Genomic DNA, 17,268 nt, shown 5'->3' with positions numbered 1-17,268 from the left:
AGCCGCAGCTGCACCATACAAAATTTTCTGTTCAGAAACTTCCTAACCGATCAGCCGGATCATTTCTGCTTTCGCCTCGACCAGTTTTTTTATACTGAGATCACGAAGTCCTTCCTGACGTGGAAGCCGGATTTCTTTCACCACAAACGACGGTCTCGGACCAAATATCAGGATCCGGTCTGCAATCTGCAGCGCCTCATCCATATCATGCGTAACAAACAGCACGGAGTTCTGCTCCTGCTCCCAAAGTCTCTTCAGGTGCGTGAGCATTTCCTGGCGAAGAGTGTAATCCAGTGACTTAAACGGCTCATCCATCAAAAGGAGCTCGCTTCCATAGTAGAATGCCCTTGCGATCCCGCACCGCTGCCGCATGCCGCCACTCAGCTGCTCCGGATAATAATCCTCAAATCCGGTCAGATGCACCTGATCGATAAGCTGGGTAATCCGCGCCTCATCGGTATCGTCCCGCACCACCCGGATATTGTCATATACCGTCAGCCACGGAAGAATCCGGTCTTCCTGAAACACATACCCCGTTTTCTTCGCCCGGTTTCTGATCTGCCCCTCATAATCACCGGTAATTCCCGCGATCAGGTTCAGAAGCGTTGATTTTCCACAGCCGGAAGGACCCACAATGGCCGTGATTTCTTTTGGTTCCACACGGAGATTTAAATGCTCCAGAACCGGCAGGCCACCGAATTTTTTTCCAAGATCTATCACATCCAGCATACTGCCCCGTTCCTTTCCTATGTTATTCCTTTCGCTGTATCGCATGTTTTTTACAAAGAAGCAGCTTTCCGGCAAGAACCACTGCATAGTAAATCCCCACCATGATCACAGTCCAGGCAATGACTGTCTCTGGCTCAATATTCAGCCGCGCTGTCATGATCTGTCCGCCAATCCCCGACGTCGTAGTCAGCACTTCTCCCATCACGACCGTTTTGCATGCCATACCAACTGCAATTTTCAGGCCGGATGCAAAATACGGGGTTACCGACGGGATCAGGATATAGCGAAGTTTTTTCCAGACAGAAAATCCAAACACGCTTCCCATCTCCAACAACTTCCGGTCAATCGCCGAAATGCCGTCACAAATGCAGATAAACATGGTCGGAACCACCGCCATCACTACTATGAAAATGCTTGCCCGTCCGTTGAATCCAAACCAGATAATCGCCAAGATCAGCCAGGAAATCGGCGGCACGACCTGGATAATGCCGAGTACCGGCTGAATGAGCTGGCGGACCGGTCTGAGCACACCGCCAAACAAACCTGCCAGACAGCCAATCCCAATCCCGATTCCCAGACCGCAGACAAGGCGCACCATCGTTTTCCCAATCTCACACCAGAGTTTTGCAGAGCTTAAAATTTCAGCCACCTTTGCAGCCACCGCAGGAATCGGCGGCACGACCAGGGGGGAATAAAGATTGCTCATTCCCCACCAGAGTCCAAGCACCAGAGCCGCTGCCGCGATCCGGTACCTGTTTGCTGTCATGCAAGTCTTCATCCGCTCCTTGTTTGATGTCATGCAGGTCTTCATCTGGTACTTATTTGCTGTAATACATTCCTTCATCCGGTACTTTGCCTCCGATCATGGACGGATCAAAATCGTTCAGAAGCTGATAGAAACCATCCAGGTCAGTCTTCGCGTCTGCCGCATTTTTATAAATCAGACCCATGTTCGGGATTGCTTTTTCTACCAGCGCAGCCTTAAGTCCAAGCTTTTCCTCTGCCAGTGCTGCAGCATCTGCCGGGTGTTCCAAAACCCAGTTTAAAGATTCCTCATAAGCAGCTTCAAACTCTGTCACCAGCTCCGGTTTTTCAGAAATAAATGTTTCTGTCGTTCCAAGTCCTGCATTTGGCACGATGGAATTTTCTCCTTTTACTTTCTTCCACTCATCCTCAAACGAAAAAGCCACGCGAACCTGATCATTGTTCATCTTTGCTGCCGTTACCTGCGGTTCGATGAGAGTTGCATACTCGATCTTACCCGCTGCCATCATCTGGGAAATCTCTGCGGTAGTGGAATAAACAATCTCGACATCCTCACCAGCCTTTAAACCAGCTTCATTTAAAAAGAACTGGGTTAAGGCATCTGGCGGGGAAGACTGGAGCGGAACATACACGGTCTTGCCCTTTAACTGGGACCATTCCGTCAGATTTGGATCCGTCGTGATAAAGTAGGTTACACCCCAGGTATTGACATTGGTCAGGCGCACCGGAAGTCCTTTGTTATAAAGCTTTGCCGCTACCGTAAGCGGAAATGCAAACATATCATGTTCTCCGTCCTGCACCATGGCGATCAGCTGCTCCGGCGCATCCCAGATATCCAGTTCCATCTTTACGTTATCGCCCAGCAGTCCGGCATCTGCCATATGAAGAAGCGGAAGTGTCGGCGGTGCTTTCGGTACTGCCAGTTTTAACACCACGTCTTCTCCGTTTCCAGCATCTTCTCCGGATTCAGCAGCTGTCTTTTCCCCGTTTTCATCCGCTTTCTTTTCAGATGCTCCAAGGCTGTCAGCACCACTATTTTCGGAACTGCCATTCTCAGCGCCGCCATTTTCTGAGCTTTCTGCCGCTGCGTTCGTTTCTGCTTCTGTCTCTGCAGTGCTTCCGCCTGATCCCTGACATGCAGTCAGCGCCAGCATCGCCACGGCCGCAAGTCCGATTAGTAACTTTGATTTTTTCATTGTATTTTTTCCTCCCCTTTGTTATAGTGGTTAGTAATTGCTAACATTAGTTAGTGAACGCTAACTAAAATAGCAAAGATCAAACGTCATTTCAGTTGCCGCGGCAACAAGGAGGCTTTCATGAGAAATTATTATCAACTACTGATGAAAAATCCATTATTTATGGGAATCCCGGAAGAAAAAATGGAGCCGGTACTCCAGTGTTTAAAAGCAAAAAAGAAAGTATTTACCAGCAGGACCCTGCTGTTTTCTTCTGATGAACCAATTCCCTGTCTTGGGCTGGTCTTAAACGGATATGCGGAAATTTTTCTGACTGACCCGGACGGCAACCATACCCTGATCACCCAGGCCTGCGTCGGTGAGCTGTTCGGTCATGCCCTGACCGTTGCCCATGCCTCCGCCAATATCTTTGAAATTTTCACCTCAGAGAAGGCAGAAATTTTATTCTTGTATGTGCCGGAATTTACTTCCCTGCAAAACTGCAACTGCACCTACCGTTTTAAAGTCATGGAAAACCTGATGCAGCTGATCGCCAAAAACAATATGGAACTGATGATGAAGATCCGCATCCTGACCCAGGGATCCCTGCGGAAAAAGCTGCTGCTCTATTTCTCCATCTTATCCAGACAGCAGCATTCTGCCACCATCACACTGCCGTTCGGGCGTGATAAGCTGGCAAACTACCTGTTTTGTGACCGGAGCGCTGTTTCCAGAGAGCTTGGGCGAATGGACCGGGAAGGTCTGATCCAGCTCGGGAAAACAAAAATTATGCTGACCGGATGTCTTCCTGCCCAGCACCCGGTTATACAGACAGAATAAATTTTACTGCCGGAACTGGATCGTATGGGTCTGTCTCGTTTTGCCTCTGCTATCGTCCTTTCATCACCATATCCCGGAACCGTTTGGCGGCGGTCCCGCTCTCACGGTTTGTGTCGTAGAGCATGCAGATCAGGCGTTCCGGGATACTCTCTTTTAGCGGGATTTCAACTACCCGCCCCTCTTCCAATGCCTGCGCTGCCAGTTCATACGGAAGAAATCCGATTCCAAGATTTTTTTCCACCATTGGGAGGATCAAATCTGCGGTTGCCACTTCAATATCCGGCTGCATGGTCAGGCCATGCTGCAGATAAAAATGGCTGTAAAAATCGTAGCTGCTCGTATGGCGCTCCAGCGAGATCAGAGAATATGGTTCCAGACTTTTTAACTCGTTTGTCTTCTGGGAAAGGCTTTCCAGCCGTCTTCCCGCGATCAGTACATCATAAAAGGATTTTACCAAAACCACATGGTCTGCCACTCCCTCCAATTCTTTCTGATCCGCTGCAGTAACCACCGCCAGATCAATGATTCCCTCTTTTAAGGCTTTCGCTGCGCCTGGCGTGGAATAATTGTAAATTTTCAGCCGGACTCCCGGATAGGTTTCGTGAAATGCCCGCAAAATCTCCATCAGATATAAGTGCAGTGCCGTCTCGCTGGCGCCGATCACAATGCTGCCGTCCTGCAGGGCCGCACTCTGGCGCACCTCTTCTTCCCCCAGTTCAATCTGTTCGAAGGCCACCGCCACTCTGCGGTAAAGCCGTTCGCCTTCTTCTGTCAAAGTAATTCCCCGGTTTGAGCGCCGCATCAGACTGCAGTCAAGCTCCGTTTCCAGAATCCGAATAATCCGCGTGATGTTTGGCTGGTTGCTGTACAGAAGCTCCGCGGCTTTGGTAAAGCTTCCGTAACGGGCCACGTAATAAAAAATCTTATAATGTTCGAAATTCGCTGCCATGCATGTTGCCTCTCTTCTTCTTTTCTATTTTTATCTTACTATATATTTTTTATATAGTAAATATATGAACTATATATTATCTATCTGATTTGATCACGGTTATAATAAAGCACGGTTAGAAAATCATTAGAACGAAAGAAGGAATTATTATGGCAGACTCCATGAATTTAAAACAGCCTCTGATCTGCATCGGTCGTGAATACGGCAGCGGCGGACGTGAGATCGCAGAAAAGCTTGCAGAAAAGCTAGGCGTTCCCTGTTACGATAAACTGCTCATCCGGAAAGCCGCAGAGGAAAGTGGATACACCGAACACTTTTTAAGCCAGAATGAGGAGCAGCCTTTCTCGATTGGCAGTCTGCTCACCGGAAATCCGTTTGCAGATACCGTCAGCATGGCTCATGCATTCTACCCGGAAAGCCAGATGGCATTTGACGCAGAGCGTCATGCGATCCAGGATATTGCCCAAAACGGCGGAGGTGTTTTCGTAGGACGCTGCGCCTCTTCCATTCTGGATGACCGAAACGACATGCTGTCCGTTTTCATCTACGCCAAAGAAGATGACAAGCTCAAACGTGTCATGAAACGAAACCAGATGGATGAAATGACCGCAAAAAAACGGCTCCAGAAGGTTGATCGGATGCGAAAACGCTACTTTGACTTTTATGCCGACACCCACTGGGGGGAATCCGAAAGCTATGACATGATGTTAAGCAGCAGCCAGTTCGGTATCGACGGATGCGTAGAGCTGATCCTGCAGTGCTTAAAGCTGCGTGACCAGCACACCGAAGCATAGTTTGAATCTGCACAGCCACTACACAGAAGCATGACTTGCTCTGCACAAAACAGCTTTGTTGCACGAGCCAAGGCATCATGCGAAATCCAGACCAAAAACGAATTACCATGTTTTTGATTGAAACAAACATCAGCATAAAAAGGGAAGGAAGGTACAAACCCCATGAATAAGGATTTGACCGTGGGAGAACCCCAGAAAGTATTGTGGCAGTTCTGTCTGCCCCTGTTTGGAAGCATCATCTTCCAGCAGCTTTATAACATTGCCGACAGCCTGGTCGCCGGAAAATTCGTCGGCGAAAACGCACTGGCTGCCGTCGGAAACAGCTACGAGATCACATTGATCTTCATTGCATTCGCATTCGGATGCAACATTGGATGCTCCGTCATCGTATCCCAGCTCTTCGGTGCCAAACAATACAGTGAAATGAAGACCGCCGTTTACACCACACTGATCGCAGGTGCAGTACTCTGCGCGGTACTGATGGCAGGCGGACTGGCACTCTGCCGCTCACTCCTGGAGCGGATCAACACCCCGGCAGAAATCCTCGATGACTCCATGCTCTACTTAAATATCTATATTTTAGGACTGCCGTTTTTGTTTTTTTATAATATTGCAACCGGAATCTTCTCCGCACTGGGCGACTCCAAAACTCCGTTCATTTTCCTGGCAGCATCCTCAACCTCCAACATCGCAGTGGACATCCTGTTTGTCACTGCTTTCAAGATGGGCGTAGCCGGTGTTGCATGGGCAACCTTCCTGTGCCAGGGTGTCAGCTGCATCCTCGCAATCCTGGTTGTTTTACGCAGACTGGCTGGTGTCAAGACCGAACGCCGTGCCGCCATCTTCTCCTGGCGGCTGCTCGGCAAGATCTCTGTCATCGCCATTCCGAGTATCCTGCAGCAGAGCTTCATTTCAGTCGGAAACATCATCATCCAGAGTGTCATCAACAGCTTTGGTGCCAGCGTCATTGCCGGTTACTCCGCATCGGTAAAGTTAAACAATCTGGTCATCACATCCTTTACGACACTTGGAAACGGTATCTCAAACTACACCGCACAGAACATCGGTGCACAGAAAATGGAGCGTGTCAAAGAAGGCTTCCGCGCCGGTTTAAAGCTGGTATGGATTCTCTGTCTGCCGCTGTTCCTCGCTTACTTCTTCGCCGGACGTTACCTGGTATTCCTCTTCATGGATAACTCCACCGGCCCGGCCATCGACACCGGAATCCAGTTCTTGCGGATCCTCTCTCCGTTCTACTTTGTAGTCTCCGCAAAGCTGGTAGCCGATGGAATCTTAAGAGGTGCCGGACTCATGAGAAACTTCATGATTGCTACCTTCACCGACCTGATCCTGCGTGTGGCACTTGCCATTGGACTTGCAAAAGTCTTTGGATCTATCGGAATCTGGTGTGCATGGCCAATCGGATGGATCGTTGCCATGTGCATGTCCGTATGGTTCTATAAACGCGGACCGTGGAATCGGAAGTAACAATTTAACACAGTAAATCAAAGGGGCGAAAGTTCCCACAGCCGCCATGCCTGGCAGCTGCGGGAACTTTCGCCCCTCGTTCGCTACACTGCATCTGCTTCCGCATTCTTTCCTAATCTTCGCAGCATCGTCTTCTTCACGGCCCGGAAGATATTCTCATATCCCGTGCACCGGCAAAGGTGTCCGGACATAAGCTTTCGGATTTCATCATCGGAATACTCTTTTCCAGACTGCAAAATCTCCGTTGCACTCATAATAAATCCCGGCGTACAAAAACCACACTGGATCGCTGATTCATCGATAAAAGCCTGCTGGATGTCAGACAGTTCCCCATTCGGGCCTGCCAGACCTTCTAACGTCAGGATTTCTTTTCCCTCTGCCCACACAGCCAGGTAAATGCAGGAATTAAAACACTCTCCATCGATCAGGACATTGCAGGCTCCGCACTCGCCCACCTCACAGCCTTTTTTGACGCTGGTCAGACGAAAATCATTTCTGAGCACATCGGTTAAGGATGCACGGACATCGATCATCTGCTCTACTTTCTTTCCATTGATCGTGCAGGAAAGAAGCTTATACTGTTTACTCATTTCCCTCACCTCCAGCCAGACGGATAGACTCGCACAGAGCACGCTGTGCAAGTACCGCTGCAATGTGTTCACGAAAATCCTTTGCTGCACGCCAGCTGTCGCGCGGATTGATGTCCAGAAGAACCGCCTGGGCAAATTCCTTGATGACCGCTTTGCTGATCTGTTTTACGCGGATCAGTGCCTCTGCAGAAGGTGCACGCATCGGCACAGGTCCCGCCACGCCATAGGCGATCCGGGCATCCAGAATCGTTTTCTTATCTTCAGAAAGCTTTACATTGACCGAACATCCTGTGGTTGCGATATCCATGGCATTGCGCATGGCATATTTGATGTAATGTCCGAAATATCCCTCATAGGCTTCCTTCGGAATGATGATCGCGGTCTGCAGCTCGCCCGGTCTTAAATCTACCACTCCAGCTCTGATGTAAAAATCGTGGATTGGGATCCGGCGTACCCCATCCGGTCCGGTGATCTCCACAATGGCATCCCATGCATGAAGCGTTGAGGCAGAATCTGCCGAGGTCACGCCGTTGCAGGTATTTCCTCCGATGGTACCGATGTTGCGGATCTGCGGTCCGCCCACCATGTCTACGGCCTCGCCGAGTACATTGATATATTTCTGAATGATTGGATCCTTCGTAATATGGGAAAAGCTGGTAAGGGAACCAATGCGGATGGCACCATCCTCCTCAAAGGATACGCCACGCATGGCATCGATTCTGTAAATGCTGACCAGTTCCTTTCCTGCGCGTTTTCCTTCACGCATCTGCACCAGCACATCACTGCCTCCGGCAATGATCTGCGCTTCCGGATGTTCCATCAGGAGCGCTACTGCGTGCTCTACACTCTCCGCTTCGTAAAGCGCCTTTAAATCATACATACTGTAACCTCCCCGTTAAAACAATCCTTCTTCTTTAAAACGTTTGAATAAAATATGTGGGTTAACCGGTGCGTCATTGACGGCCACTCCGGTTGCCTGATATACCGCATTGCGGATGGCCGGAGCAACCGGGCAGGTCGGCGGCTCACCCAAAGACTTGGTTCCGAATGCACTGGTCGGCTCCGGATTCTCCACAAAATAAGCACGAAGTCTTGGATGATCCATAAACGTAGACAGCTTATAGTCTAACAGGTTGTTGTTTAACGCCCGGCCGGTCTTCGGGTCAAATATCAGTTTTTCCGACATACCAAAGCCAATGCCCATGCTCATGCCGCCATGCACCTGTGCCTCTGCAAGAGCCGGGTTGATCAGCGTTCCCACATCATGGACGTTTACAATGTCAAGCAGTTTTACCTTGCACATCGGGATGTCCACCTCAACCTCTGCAAAGCAGCAGCCAAAGGAATAGGCATTGGACTTGATCTGCGCGGTACTCTCTGCTGTGATATGCTGGCTATGTGTCACGCTGTAGAGTGCCTCGGTTGCCAGCTCCCCTACGCTCATCAGCACACGTCCATCCGTCACACGGATGATATTGCCCTCCACGATGTCTAAATTATACGGAGGCATGCGGGTCAGTTCCTGGGCATAGTTCAGAATCCGTTCTTTCAGCAAAAGCCCGGTCTGACGGATGGAGAACCCGGCTGTGTAAGTCTGACGGGACGCGTAAGCGCCGGTGCCAAACGGGGTCACATCGGTATCCTGACAGGAAACTACATGCACCTGGTCCAGACGGACGCCAACCACATCGGCTGCCATCTGGGTATAGGCGGTATCCGCGCCCTGACCGATCTCAGTCTCTCCCACCTGAACCTGTAAGGAACCATCCTGGTTCAATACCATACGGCAGGAAGAGGTCTCTAAGGAGATCGGCCATACTGCCGTGTTATACCAGAATACCGACATTCCGATCCCACGGCGGATATCGCCGGTCTGGTTCTGGTATTCTTTGTATTTGCGCTCGTAATCCATTTCCTTCATGCCCTTATCCATGCACTGGTTAAAGGTATCGGTATACAGCTCATTTTTGGAAAATTCATCTTTGAATCCAACCGGCATCAGGTTCTTTCTGCGGAACGCGACCGGATTCATGCCAACTTTTTTTGCCACCTCATCGGTATGGCACTCAACTGCCCACATCGCCTGTGGAATGCCGTATCCACGCATGGCTCCGGCCGCCGGTTTGTTGGTAAATACCGTGTAGCCGTCTGCTTCAATATTGTCGCACGGATAAAGCTGCGGGAATGCCCCCACACCCTTTGCGCAGATGCTGTGTCCGTGGGACGCATAGGCACCCTGGTCGGAAAATGCCTCCAGCTTTCTCGCCTCAAATGTGCCGTCCGGGCGTACCCAGGACACGATGTGGCTGCGGATGGCATGGCGCACACGGTTGGAAACAAAGGTTTCTTCCCGTGGGACATCCAGCTTTACCAGATGACCGCCGATCTGCATGCAGACCCAGGCACAAAGCGGTTCATACAGAACATCCTGCTTGTTTCCGAAGCCTCCGCCGATGTACGGTTTGATGATCTGGATACGCCCCCAGTCGATTCCGAGTGCCTGCCCTACCACACGGCGTACAATATGCGGGATTTGGGTAGAGCTGACCATCTTAATACGGTCACCTTCCATCTCGGCTGTACAGATAAAGTTCTCAATATGGCAGTGCTGCACGGTCGGAGTACTGTACCAGCCCTCCACCTTGATCAGCCCCGGCTCTTTGATCGCCTCCTCGTAGTTTCCCTTGCGGATGGATGTGTGCTTTAAGACATTGCCCGGGAAATTTTCGTGAATCTGCGGAGCCCCCTCTTTCATGGCATCCTGCACATCCAGAACAAACGGATACTCCTCATATGTTACCCGGATGGCACGCAGCGCCTGGGCTGCTGCCACTTCATCCTCTGCCACCACAACGCCAATATCATCCCCGTAGAAACGGACACGCTCGGTCATAACCAGCCGGTCTGCCACGTCCTGATGGGACGGGTCGGTAGACCACGGATGCCCCGCTGTTGGAAAATAATGCTTTTCCTTTCCATCGAAACAGGTAAAGATCCTTACTACTCCCGGAATCTTTTTTGCTTCAGAAGTATCGATCGAAACAACCCGTCCATTCGCGATCGTGGAATGTAAGATCCGGATGACGTATGCGCTCTTATCGCACAGATCATCGGTATAACGGGTTCTGCCCATTGCCTTGTCGCGGGCATCGACACGAGTTACCTTCTTACCAACATACATTTCTTCTCTCCTCCAATACTGATACATCCAATTCCCTTACAGGTATTGATTGCGTTTTTTACAAAATCCGCTGACCGGCAGCGTATTTGGATAAAACCTCCCGTTCATCCCCCAGATAAACGATCCGTTCCAGACGCTGCCGGATACTGAGCGGCTGCGGATGTTCAAGTCTTGCATCGTCCAGCACTACCGCATCCAATTCATACCCCGGTTCAAAGCTTCCCACCTGACCAAAGAAGGAACCGCCTCCCTTCGTCGCCAGATAAAATACTTCCTCCAGCGTCAGTGGCTTTAACGTCTGGTCGGTCAGGCGCCAGCGCAGCTTACTCTCCTGAATCGCATGGCGCATGGCCACAAACATATTTTCCGTACTGCCTCCCGCCACATCGCTGCCAAGTCCCACCGGAATCTGCTCCTCCAGATAGCGGCGTACCGGCGCGATCCCGGAAGAAAGGTTGGTATTCGACTCCGGACAATGTGCAATAAACACACCATTTGCCTTCATCCGCTGAATTTCTTCTTCACCAGAGTAAACACAATGCGCCATGATCGTGCGGCACGCTCCGCCAAACATGCCAAAATGTTCGTAGGCATCCCCATAAAACTTTGACCATGGGCAAAGTCTCTGTACCCAGGCAATTTCTTCCTGGTTCTCAGACAAATGAGACTGCACCGGAAGTCCGCTCTCTTTCTGGATGCCATGTAAAAGTTCCATCAGTTCATCACTGCAGCTTGGAATAAAACGGGGAGTCAGAATCGGCTGCACATGGCGGTAATGCCGCTCTGCCACCGCCCGAAGCCACGCCTTTGTCGCCTCAGCCGCTTCCTTTGCAGATGCTTCACGCAGGTAATCCGGACTATTGCGGTCCATATTCACCTTGCCCACCATAGCTGCAATCCCGGCCTCCTCGAGCTGATCCATCAGAAGCAGGGTTGCCTCGTTGTGGATCGTGGCAAATGCGCAGACTCTTGTAGTGGCACTGCGCCTTATATGGTCTGTAAAAATGCGGTAGGATTTCTCTGCATATTCCAGATCCTGGTACTTGCTCTCCTCCGGGAAGGTGTTCGTCTCCAGCCATTCCAAAAGTTCCAGATCCATGCTCATTCCCCGAAAGGAGTACTGGGGTGCATGGACATGCAGATCGGTAAGACCGGGGATGATCAGCCTTTCACCAAAGTCCTCTACTGGTATTTCCCGGAATTTTTCCGGGAGAGCTGCGTAGATTCCCTCAACCTTTCCGTCTTCGCAGACCAGATAATGCTGCATGGCAATCTCCATCGTGCCGATCTCTTTTGTGTAAATGAGATTTCCTTTCAGGGCGAATATTCGTTTTCCATTCATAGCATTCTTCCTCCCTCTTGCCGCTTCGCCGAGTGCACATCTCCACGGAGCAGTTTTTTAAACACAAAAAGAGCTCCGCTCACGCGGAACTCTCATCGATCTTCAAAAGCAATACACAGCCGCATGGACGCACCGGCTTCGCCGGTTCATGTAACTATGTAGTCAACTCTTTACGGTAGTTGGTAGAGACTCTGGACCCATCTCCAGGATATACAATCACGTTACCCGTTTATGAAATTGTTATGATCTGTTTTGTATGTATTACAGTACAACCTTAACATATCCTGTATATAAAGTCAATCTGCTATCAGCCCCACCATTTAATTACTGTTCACGCCAACTCATTTACGCCTTTCCATTCCAGTCGCTCAGCTTATTCAGTCCATCCTTGCTTCCGGAAATGTATGCGATATCGCCCTTCTTGAATGCATAATCCGGCGTGATGGTCTCGATCAGCCTGCCTTCGCTTTCCACCGCAATAATGTTGACCCCAAAGCGTCCGCGCAGATTCGCCTCCAGAACGGTTTTTCCTACGATCCGCTCCGGCATGATCATCTTGGAGATGTTTAATTTTTCACTTAACTGGATGAAGTCCAGCATGCGGACTGCCTCCAGCCGGTGCGCCAGACGCACTGCCATATCGCGCTCCGGATACACCACCTGAGCTCCAATCTTCTCCAGGATCTCACCGTGCTCCGCACTGGCTGCCTTGGAAATGACGGTCGGCACGCCAAGACTGACCAGATTCAGCGTAGTCAGAATGGAAATATCCAGCTGCTCACCGATACACACTACTGCCACATCGCAGTTCTGGATCCCGGTTTCCGAAAGTGTCTTTTTGTCCAGCGCATGAACGACATACGCATTCTCTGTATGCTCCCGCAGCTCCCGCACCTTTTCTTCTTCGCGGTCCAGCACGACCAGGTCTGCCCCGGCTGCTGCCAGCTCCAGCGCCAGCGCATGTCCAAACCGGCCAAGACCAATGATGCCATAGGTGTTTTTCCCATTACTCTTCTTTTTAAACATAGCTTCTTGCACCCTTTCTTCTGACAGGCGCACCGTTTCGTGCCACCTGTCCTTCCATATTTCCATTCCACAACATCAGGACAGCAGAATCAATAACCCGTTTGCCCAACATCGCCAAATTCCGCTCTGGTTATCCGATCGCAATATTTCCTTCCGGATAGCTGACCCGCTCGCCCTTCGTAAAATACCATAACGATGCGATTGTCAGCGGTCCCAGCCTTCCGATAAACATAATCAGGATCGTTAAGATTTTTGCCGCGTCACAAAGTCCCGGCGAGATTCCGGTAGAAAGTCCTGCCGTTCCAAACGCACTGCTGATCTCAAACAGCGCATCCATAAACGGGACTCCCGGCTCCAGAATTACCAGGATATACGTTCCGGTCAGCACAATGCCAAGTGCCAGCAGCGTAATCACTGCTGCCTTGCGGAACGCATCGGCCGGAACCGCATAGCGGAACGCCTTCTCTGATGTGTTGGTTGCTGAGGATTTTATGCCCTGAAACAGCACAAACGCTGTGGTTGTCTTGATTCCGCCTCCCGTGGATCCCGGAGATGCACCGATCACCATCAGCACAATCACCGTCAGCAGTCCGGCATTCGAAAATGAGCCCAGCGGAAACGTTGAAAAGCCGGCCGTTCTTGCAGAAACACTCGTGAAGAACGCGCCCATCCAGGTGATGTCCTCAGTCAGCTTCAAAAGCACCGTTCCTGCTACAGTCAAAAACAGGCTCATACTTAAGACCACCTTGGTATGCATGGAAAACTTTTTCCAGCGGAACCGCTTGTCGATCACCTCGCGGATCACCAAAAAGCCGATTCCGCCAAATATGATCAGCGCACAGGTCACCAGGTTTAAAAATACGTCATCCTGATATGGGATCAGGTTCTGCATGTTTCCCAGAATGTCAAAGCCGGAGTTGTTAAACGCCGCCACCGAATGAAACAGGCTGATCCCTGCTGCATGAAGCGGGGAATAGCTTCTGGAAAACACCAGAAAGCTTAGAGCCGCCCCAATCAGCTCAAAGGTCACTGTCGTAAACAGCACCATCCGCACAAACCGGACCACACCTTTTCCGGAATCCAGGTTCGAAGCCTCCCGGATCAGGTTTCTGGCCTTTAAATTGATTTTCTTTCCCATCGCCAGGATCACACCGGTTCCCACAGCGGTAACCCCCAGTCCGCCGATCTGGATCAAAAGTCCAAGAAAGAACTGTCCCAATGGCGTAAATGTATCTCCCGCATCCACGGTCAGAAGTCCGGTCACACAAACCGCACTCGTTGACATATAAAGTGCGTCAATGTAACGCACCGTAACCCCATCCTGAATGCTGCAGGGCAGACTTAACAGGATAGAGCCGATCAGGATCACCAGGGCAAAGCCCATGGAGATGATCCGCACCGGGGACTGCTTTTTTAGAAAATTCATGATTTTACTCACCTCACTTTCGCGCGTTTTCTTAGGCATTATATCATACTCTATCGAAACCGTGGGCAAAATTTATCACAGTTCTTCCGATGCAAACGCAATAAACGCCTCCATTTCCCGGGTTTTAAATTTATTTTTGTGATAAAAGATCTGCCGGTACATGGAAATTTCTACCTGCTCTACCTCAATCACGGCCAGCTTTCCGTCCCGGATCTGCTGCTGCACGGCAAACAGCGGAAGAAACGAAAGTCCGTGTCCCTGTTCCAGCATCTGAATGATAAATGCCGTGTCACTGATCTCTAAAACCGGGGACAGTGCGCGGTGGCAGCCCGCTAAGTGCTGATCCAGCGCCTGGCGGTAGTTGGCATTTTTCTCGGTCAGGAAAAACGGTTCCTGCAAAACATCATCCAGATTTTTTCTTCCCAAAAGTCCATGACTCTCTAAAAATCCCGGCGATGCCACAAACACAACCGGCTCTGCCTGCTCCATGGCCTTCACCCAGTTTTCATTCCACCTGGGTGCGTCCAGAATGTAGATCATATCCAGAAGATCCTGCTCCATCATGCGGATCAGTTCCTCCGGAGTCCCAACGGTGATCTGGAATCGCACCTGCGGATGCAGTTTCCGGAACTGACTGACGATTGCCGGAAATTTAGCCGTGCAGATGGACTCGATCGTCCCGATATGCAGTGGATTCTTTAATTCTTCATCTTCATGCATGGAAAGCCGGGTACGGCTCACCTCGTACAACACCCGGTTCGCATGCTCCAGAAATTTTCTTCCCTGTGCAGTCAGGATCACCTGCTTTCCCATCCGGTCAAAGAGCCTGGTCCCCAGCTCCTTCTCCAGCAGGCGGATCTGGACCGTCACTGCCGACTGAGAATAGCCAAGCTGCTGCGCAGCCCTGGAAAAGCTCTGCAGCTGCGCCGCCTGCACAAAGGTCTGAAACTGACGCAATTCCATACTTCACACCTCTTTTCTTTTGTTTTATCAAAAATTTCACGAACTCTCTGCATTTTTGCAGTATAATCGTTGCGAAAAGCACATTATTTTGCAGCTTCTTTCACAATCTATAATTGAAAAATTTTCAATATCATTATGAAAACTATGAATTTGATTCATTCATATTACCATGATATAATGCCCCTGCGAAGACGTCAATCGCCATTTTTCTGAAATCTGCACCAAGCACAGTTGTCTGCCCAGCACGCAGACAGCCACAAACAGCAGATTTCCAAACGATTCACATTTTTGTTTTTGGAGGGAATTTACAAATGGAAAAAAAGAAATTTAAAATGGGGCTGGTACCGAAGCTGATCCTGGCAATCATCATCGGTATCTTATTCGGACAGTTTCTGCCGCCTGGTCGTAACACTGTCTGGCTTTTTCAGTAACTTCTTAAAATTTATCATCCCGCTCATGATCCTGGCTTATGTAACCATGGGTATCGCAGACCTGTCACAGGGCGCCGGAAAACTGCTTCTGATCACCGTTGCCCTTGCATACAGCTCTACCCTGATCGCAGGCTCCGCATCCTTCCTGGTTGCAGAAAACCTGTTCCCGAGCTTTATGAGCGCAGATGCATTAGACCAGATCGCTGCTACCGCAGAAGTATCCCTGTCTCCGTACTTTACCATCACCATCCAGCCAGTCATGGACACTCTGTCCGCAGTTGTGCTTGCCTTTGTTTTAGGACTCTGCCTGTCTTCCATGCGCGGCAAGGAGATCGGAGATACTCTTTACAATGCGATCAAGGATTCAGCAAGAAGAACCCGCTGACCCTGATTAAAAACCAGTTTCCGGGTTATGCAACTGCACTGGGAACCCAGTCTTCCGCAGCGACCATTCCGGTTAACTTACAGTGCGCAGCCAACGATGGCGTCTGCGAGCAGATCCGTAACTTTGTCGTTCCGCTTTGCGCAAACATCCATATGGCCGGTTCCATGATCACCATCACAGCCTGCGCTACCGCAGTCTGCCTGATGAACCAGCTGCCGATCAGCCTTGCTACCGTTGTTCCGTTCATCATGACCCTGGGCGTTGCCATGGTTGCTTCCCCGGGTGCACCGGGCGGCTCCATCATGACCGCACTGCCGTTCCTCTACATGGTATTCGGCACCACAGCCGGAGACCCGAACGGCCCGATCTGCGCGATCATGGTTGCGCTTTACATCACACAGGATTCCTTCGGAACTGCCTGCAATGTTTCCGGTGACAATGCCATCGGCGTAATTGTAGATACAATTTATCGCAAATTTATCATAAAAGAAACTCAGGAGGCTTAACATGTCATTTATCAGTGTTTTCGATGTACTTGGACCGAACATGATCGGTCCCTCCAGTTCTCACACGGCAGGCGCTGCCCGCATCGGTTTCCTCGCCCAGAAAATGATCGGTGGAAACGTCATCCGGGCTGATTTCACCCTGTACGGCTCCTTCGCCAAGACCTATCATGGACATGGAACCGACCGTGCGCTCCTCGGCGGCATCATGGGCTTTTCCACCGATGATATGCGCATCCGCAATTCGTTTGAGATTGCGCAGGAAAGTGGTCTGGCCTACACCTTCACCCCGAATGAGACGGAAACCGAGATTCATCCGAACACTGTGGACATCTCCATGACAAACAAAAACGGACAGACCATGACAATCCGCGGAGAGTCTCTTGGCGGCGGCAAGGTGCGCATTGTCCGCATCAACGGTGTTTCGATAGACTTTACCGGAGAATACAGCGCTGTCATTGTTGTCCAGCAGGATAAACCAGGAGTAGTTGCCCACATCACCAAAGTCTTAAGCGACCGCGGTGTCAACATTGCTTTCATGCGCCTGTTCCGTGAAGCAAAGGGGCACACTGCCTACACCATCGTAGAATCCGACGGAACACTTCCGGAAGATGTAGCAGAAAGCTTAAAAGAAAATGCAAACGTACACGATGTGATGATCGTACAGATTTAAGGAAGGGA

At 50.4% G+C, this 17,268-nt stretch carries 15 protein-coding genes, 1 pseudogene and 1 riboswitch; of the genes and pseudogenes, 5 read left to right on the top strand and 11 right to left on the bottom strand.

Annotation, left to right across the window (positions count from 1 at the left end; translation table 11 throughout):
- Positions 1-42: 42 nt before the first annotated feature.
- Genes DXB18_RS00290 through DXB18_RS00280 form a run of 3 tightly spaced genes read right to left on the bottom strand, consistent with a single transcriptional unit; the run spans position 43 to position 2,690 of the window.
- Complete coding sequence (locus DXB18_RS00290; RefSeq protein WP_118705317.1) at positions 43-729, bottom strand: ATP-binding cassette domain-containing protein; 687 nt, start codon at positions 727-729, stop codon at positions 43-45.
- Between the two features lie 22 nt (positions 730-751).
- Complete coding sequence (locus DXB18_RS00285; RefSeq protein WP_118705315.1) at positions 752-1,573, bottom strand: ABC transporter permease subunit; 822 nt, start codon at positions 1,571-1,573, stop codon at positions 752-754.
- Positions 1,548-2,690, bottom strand: a complete 1,143-nt coding sequence (locus DXB18_RS00280) for an ABC transporter substrate-binding protein (RefSeq protein WP_243103042.1) — start codon at positions 2,688-2,690, stop codon at positions 1,548-1,550. The genes DXB18_RS00285 and DXB18_RS00280 overlap by 26 nt, the downstream gene beginning before the upstream one ends.
- 120 nt (positions 2,691-2,810) lie before the next feature.
- Here DXB18_RS00280 and DXB18_RS00275 point away from each other — a divergent pair, with 120 nt between their 5' ends.
- A complete protein-coding gene (locus tag DXB18_RS00275) occupies positions 2,811-3,509 on the top strand; it encodes a Crp/Fnr family transcriptional regulator (protein ID WP_118705313.1) in 699 nt (232 codons plus the stop codon).
- A gap of 49 nt (positions 3,510-3,558) precedes the next feature.
- Here the strand turns inward: DXB18_RS00275 and DXB18_RS00270 are convergent, their stop codons facing one another.
- The gene (locus tag DXB18_RS00270; protein WP_118543513.1) at positions 3,559-4,458 is read right to left on the bottom strand and encodes a LysR family transcriptional regulator; all 900 of its coding nucleotides are present in this window, start codon (positions 4,456-4,458) and stop codon (positions 3,559-3,561) included.
- 149 nt (positions 4,459-4,607) lie between these two features.
- Here DXB18_RS00270 and DXB18_RS00265 point away from each other — a divergent pair, with 149 nt between their 5' ends.
- Positions 4,608-5,252: a cytidylate kinase-like family protein gene (locus DXB18_RS00265; RefSeq protein WP_118705311.1), complete on the top strand. Its 645-nt coding sequence runs from the start codon at positions 4,608-4,610 to the stop codon at positions 5,250-5,252.
- Between the two features lie 162 nt (positions 5,253-5,414).
- Complete coding sequence (locus DXB18_RS00260; RefSeq protein ID WP_118705309.1) at positions 5,415-6,740, top strand: MATE family efflux transporter; 1,326 nt, start codon at positions 5,415-5,417, stop codon at positions 6,738-6,740.
- Positions 6,741-6,823: 83 nt separating this feature from the next.
- On the opposite strand, the gene xdhC is transcribed toward DXB18_RS00260, so the two are convergent.
- The 7 genes from xdhC to DXB18_RS00225 form a co-directional block, all read right to left on the bottom strand.
- The gene (xdhC, locus tag DXB18_RS00255) at positions 6,824-7,330 is read right to left on the bottom strand and encodes a xanthine dehydrogenase subunit XdhC (RefSeq protein ID WP_118543510.1); all 507 of its coding nucleotides are present in this window, start codon (positions 7,328-7,330) and stop codon (positions 6,824-6,826) included.
- Positions 7,323-8,210: a xanthine dehydrogenase subunit XdhB gene (xdhB, locus tag DXB18_RS00250; RefSeq protein WP_118705307.1), complete on the bottom strand. Its 888-nt coding sequence runs from the start codon at positions 8,208-8,210 to the stop codon at positions 7,323-7,325. Before xdhB ends, xdhC begins: the two co-directional genes overlap by 8 nt.
- Before the next feature lie 15 nt (positions 8,211-8,225).
- Positions 8,226-10,511 carry a xanthine dehydrogenase subunit XdhA gene (xdhA, locus tag DXB18_RS00245; RefSeq protein ID WP_118705305.1) on the bottom strand — a complete coding sequence of 762 codons (2,286 nt, stop codon included), beginning with the start codon at positions 10,509-10,511 and terminating at the stop codon, positions 8,226-8,228.
- Positions 10,512-10,569: 58 nt separating this feature from the next.
- Positions 10,570-11,853 (bottom strand): amidohydrolase family protein, encoded by a 1,284-nt coding sequence (locus DXB18_RS00240; RefSeq protein ID WP_118705303.1) that lies wholly within the window; start codon positions 11,851-11,853, stop codon positions 10,570-10,572.
- 139 nt (positions 11,854-11,992) lie between these two features.
- A riboswitch (purine riboswitch) is annotated at positions 11,993-12,089 on the bottom strand.
- A 109-nt stretch (positions 12,090-12,198) separates the two neighbouring features.
- Complete coding sequence (locus tag DXB18_RS00235) at positions 12,199-12,879, bottom strand: TrkA family potassium uptake protein (protein ID WP_118543506.1); 681 nt, start codon at positions 12,877-12,879, stop codon at positions 12,199-12,201.
- A gap of 130 nt (positions 12,880-13,009) precedes the next feature.
- Complete coding sequence (locus tag DXB18_RS00230) at positions 13,010-14,305, bottom strand: potassium transporter TrkG (RefSeq protein ID WP_118543505.1); 1,296 nt, start codon at positions 14,303-14,305, stop codon at positions 13,010-13,012.
- A 75-nt stretch (positions 14,306-14,380) separates the two neighbouring features.
- A complete protein-coding gene (locus tag DXB18_RS00225; protein ID WP_118543504.1) occupies positions 14,381-15,268 on the bottom strand; it encodes a LysR family transcriptional regulator in 888 nt (295 codons plus the stop codon).
- Positions 15,269-15,579: 311 nt separating this feature from the next.
- Here DXB18_RS00225 and DXB18_RS00220 point away from each other — a divergent pair.
- Both DXB18_RS00220 and sdaAB read left to right on the top strand, forming a co-directional pair.
- A pseudogene (locus DXB18_RS00220) lies at positions 15,580-16,590 on the top strand (cation:dicarboxylase symporter family transporter).
- A 1-nt stretch (position 16,591) separates the two neighbouring features.
- On the top strand, positions 16,592-17,260 hold the full coding sequence (gene sdaAB, locus DXB18_RS00215; protein ID WP_118705301.1) for an L-serine ammonia-lyase, iron-sulfur-dependent subunit beta: 669 nt from the start codon (positions 16,592-16,594) through the stop codon (positions 17,258-17,260).
- The last annotated feature ends 8 nt before the right edge of the window (positions 17,261-17,268 follow it).

It is taken from the genome of Clostridium sp. OM02-18AC (assembly GCF_003481825.1).
Classification (GTDB): Bacteria; Bacillota; Clostridia; order Lachnospirales; family Lachnospiraceae; genus Brotaphodocola.
This window is presented reverse-complemented; position numbering and strand designations above follow the sequence as displayed.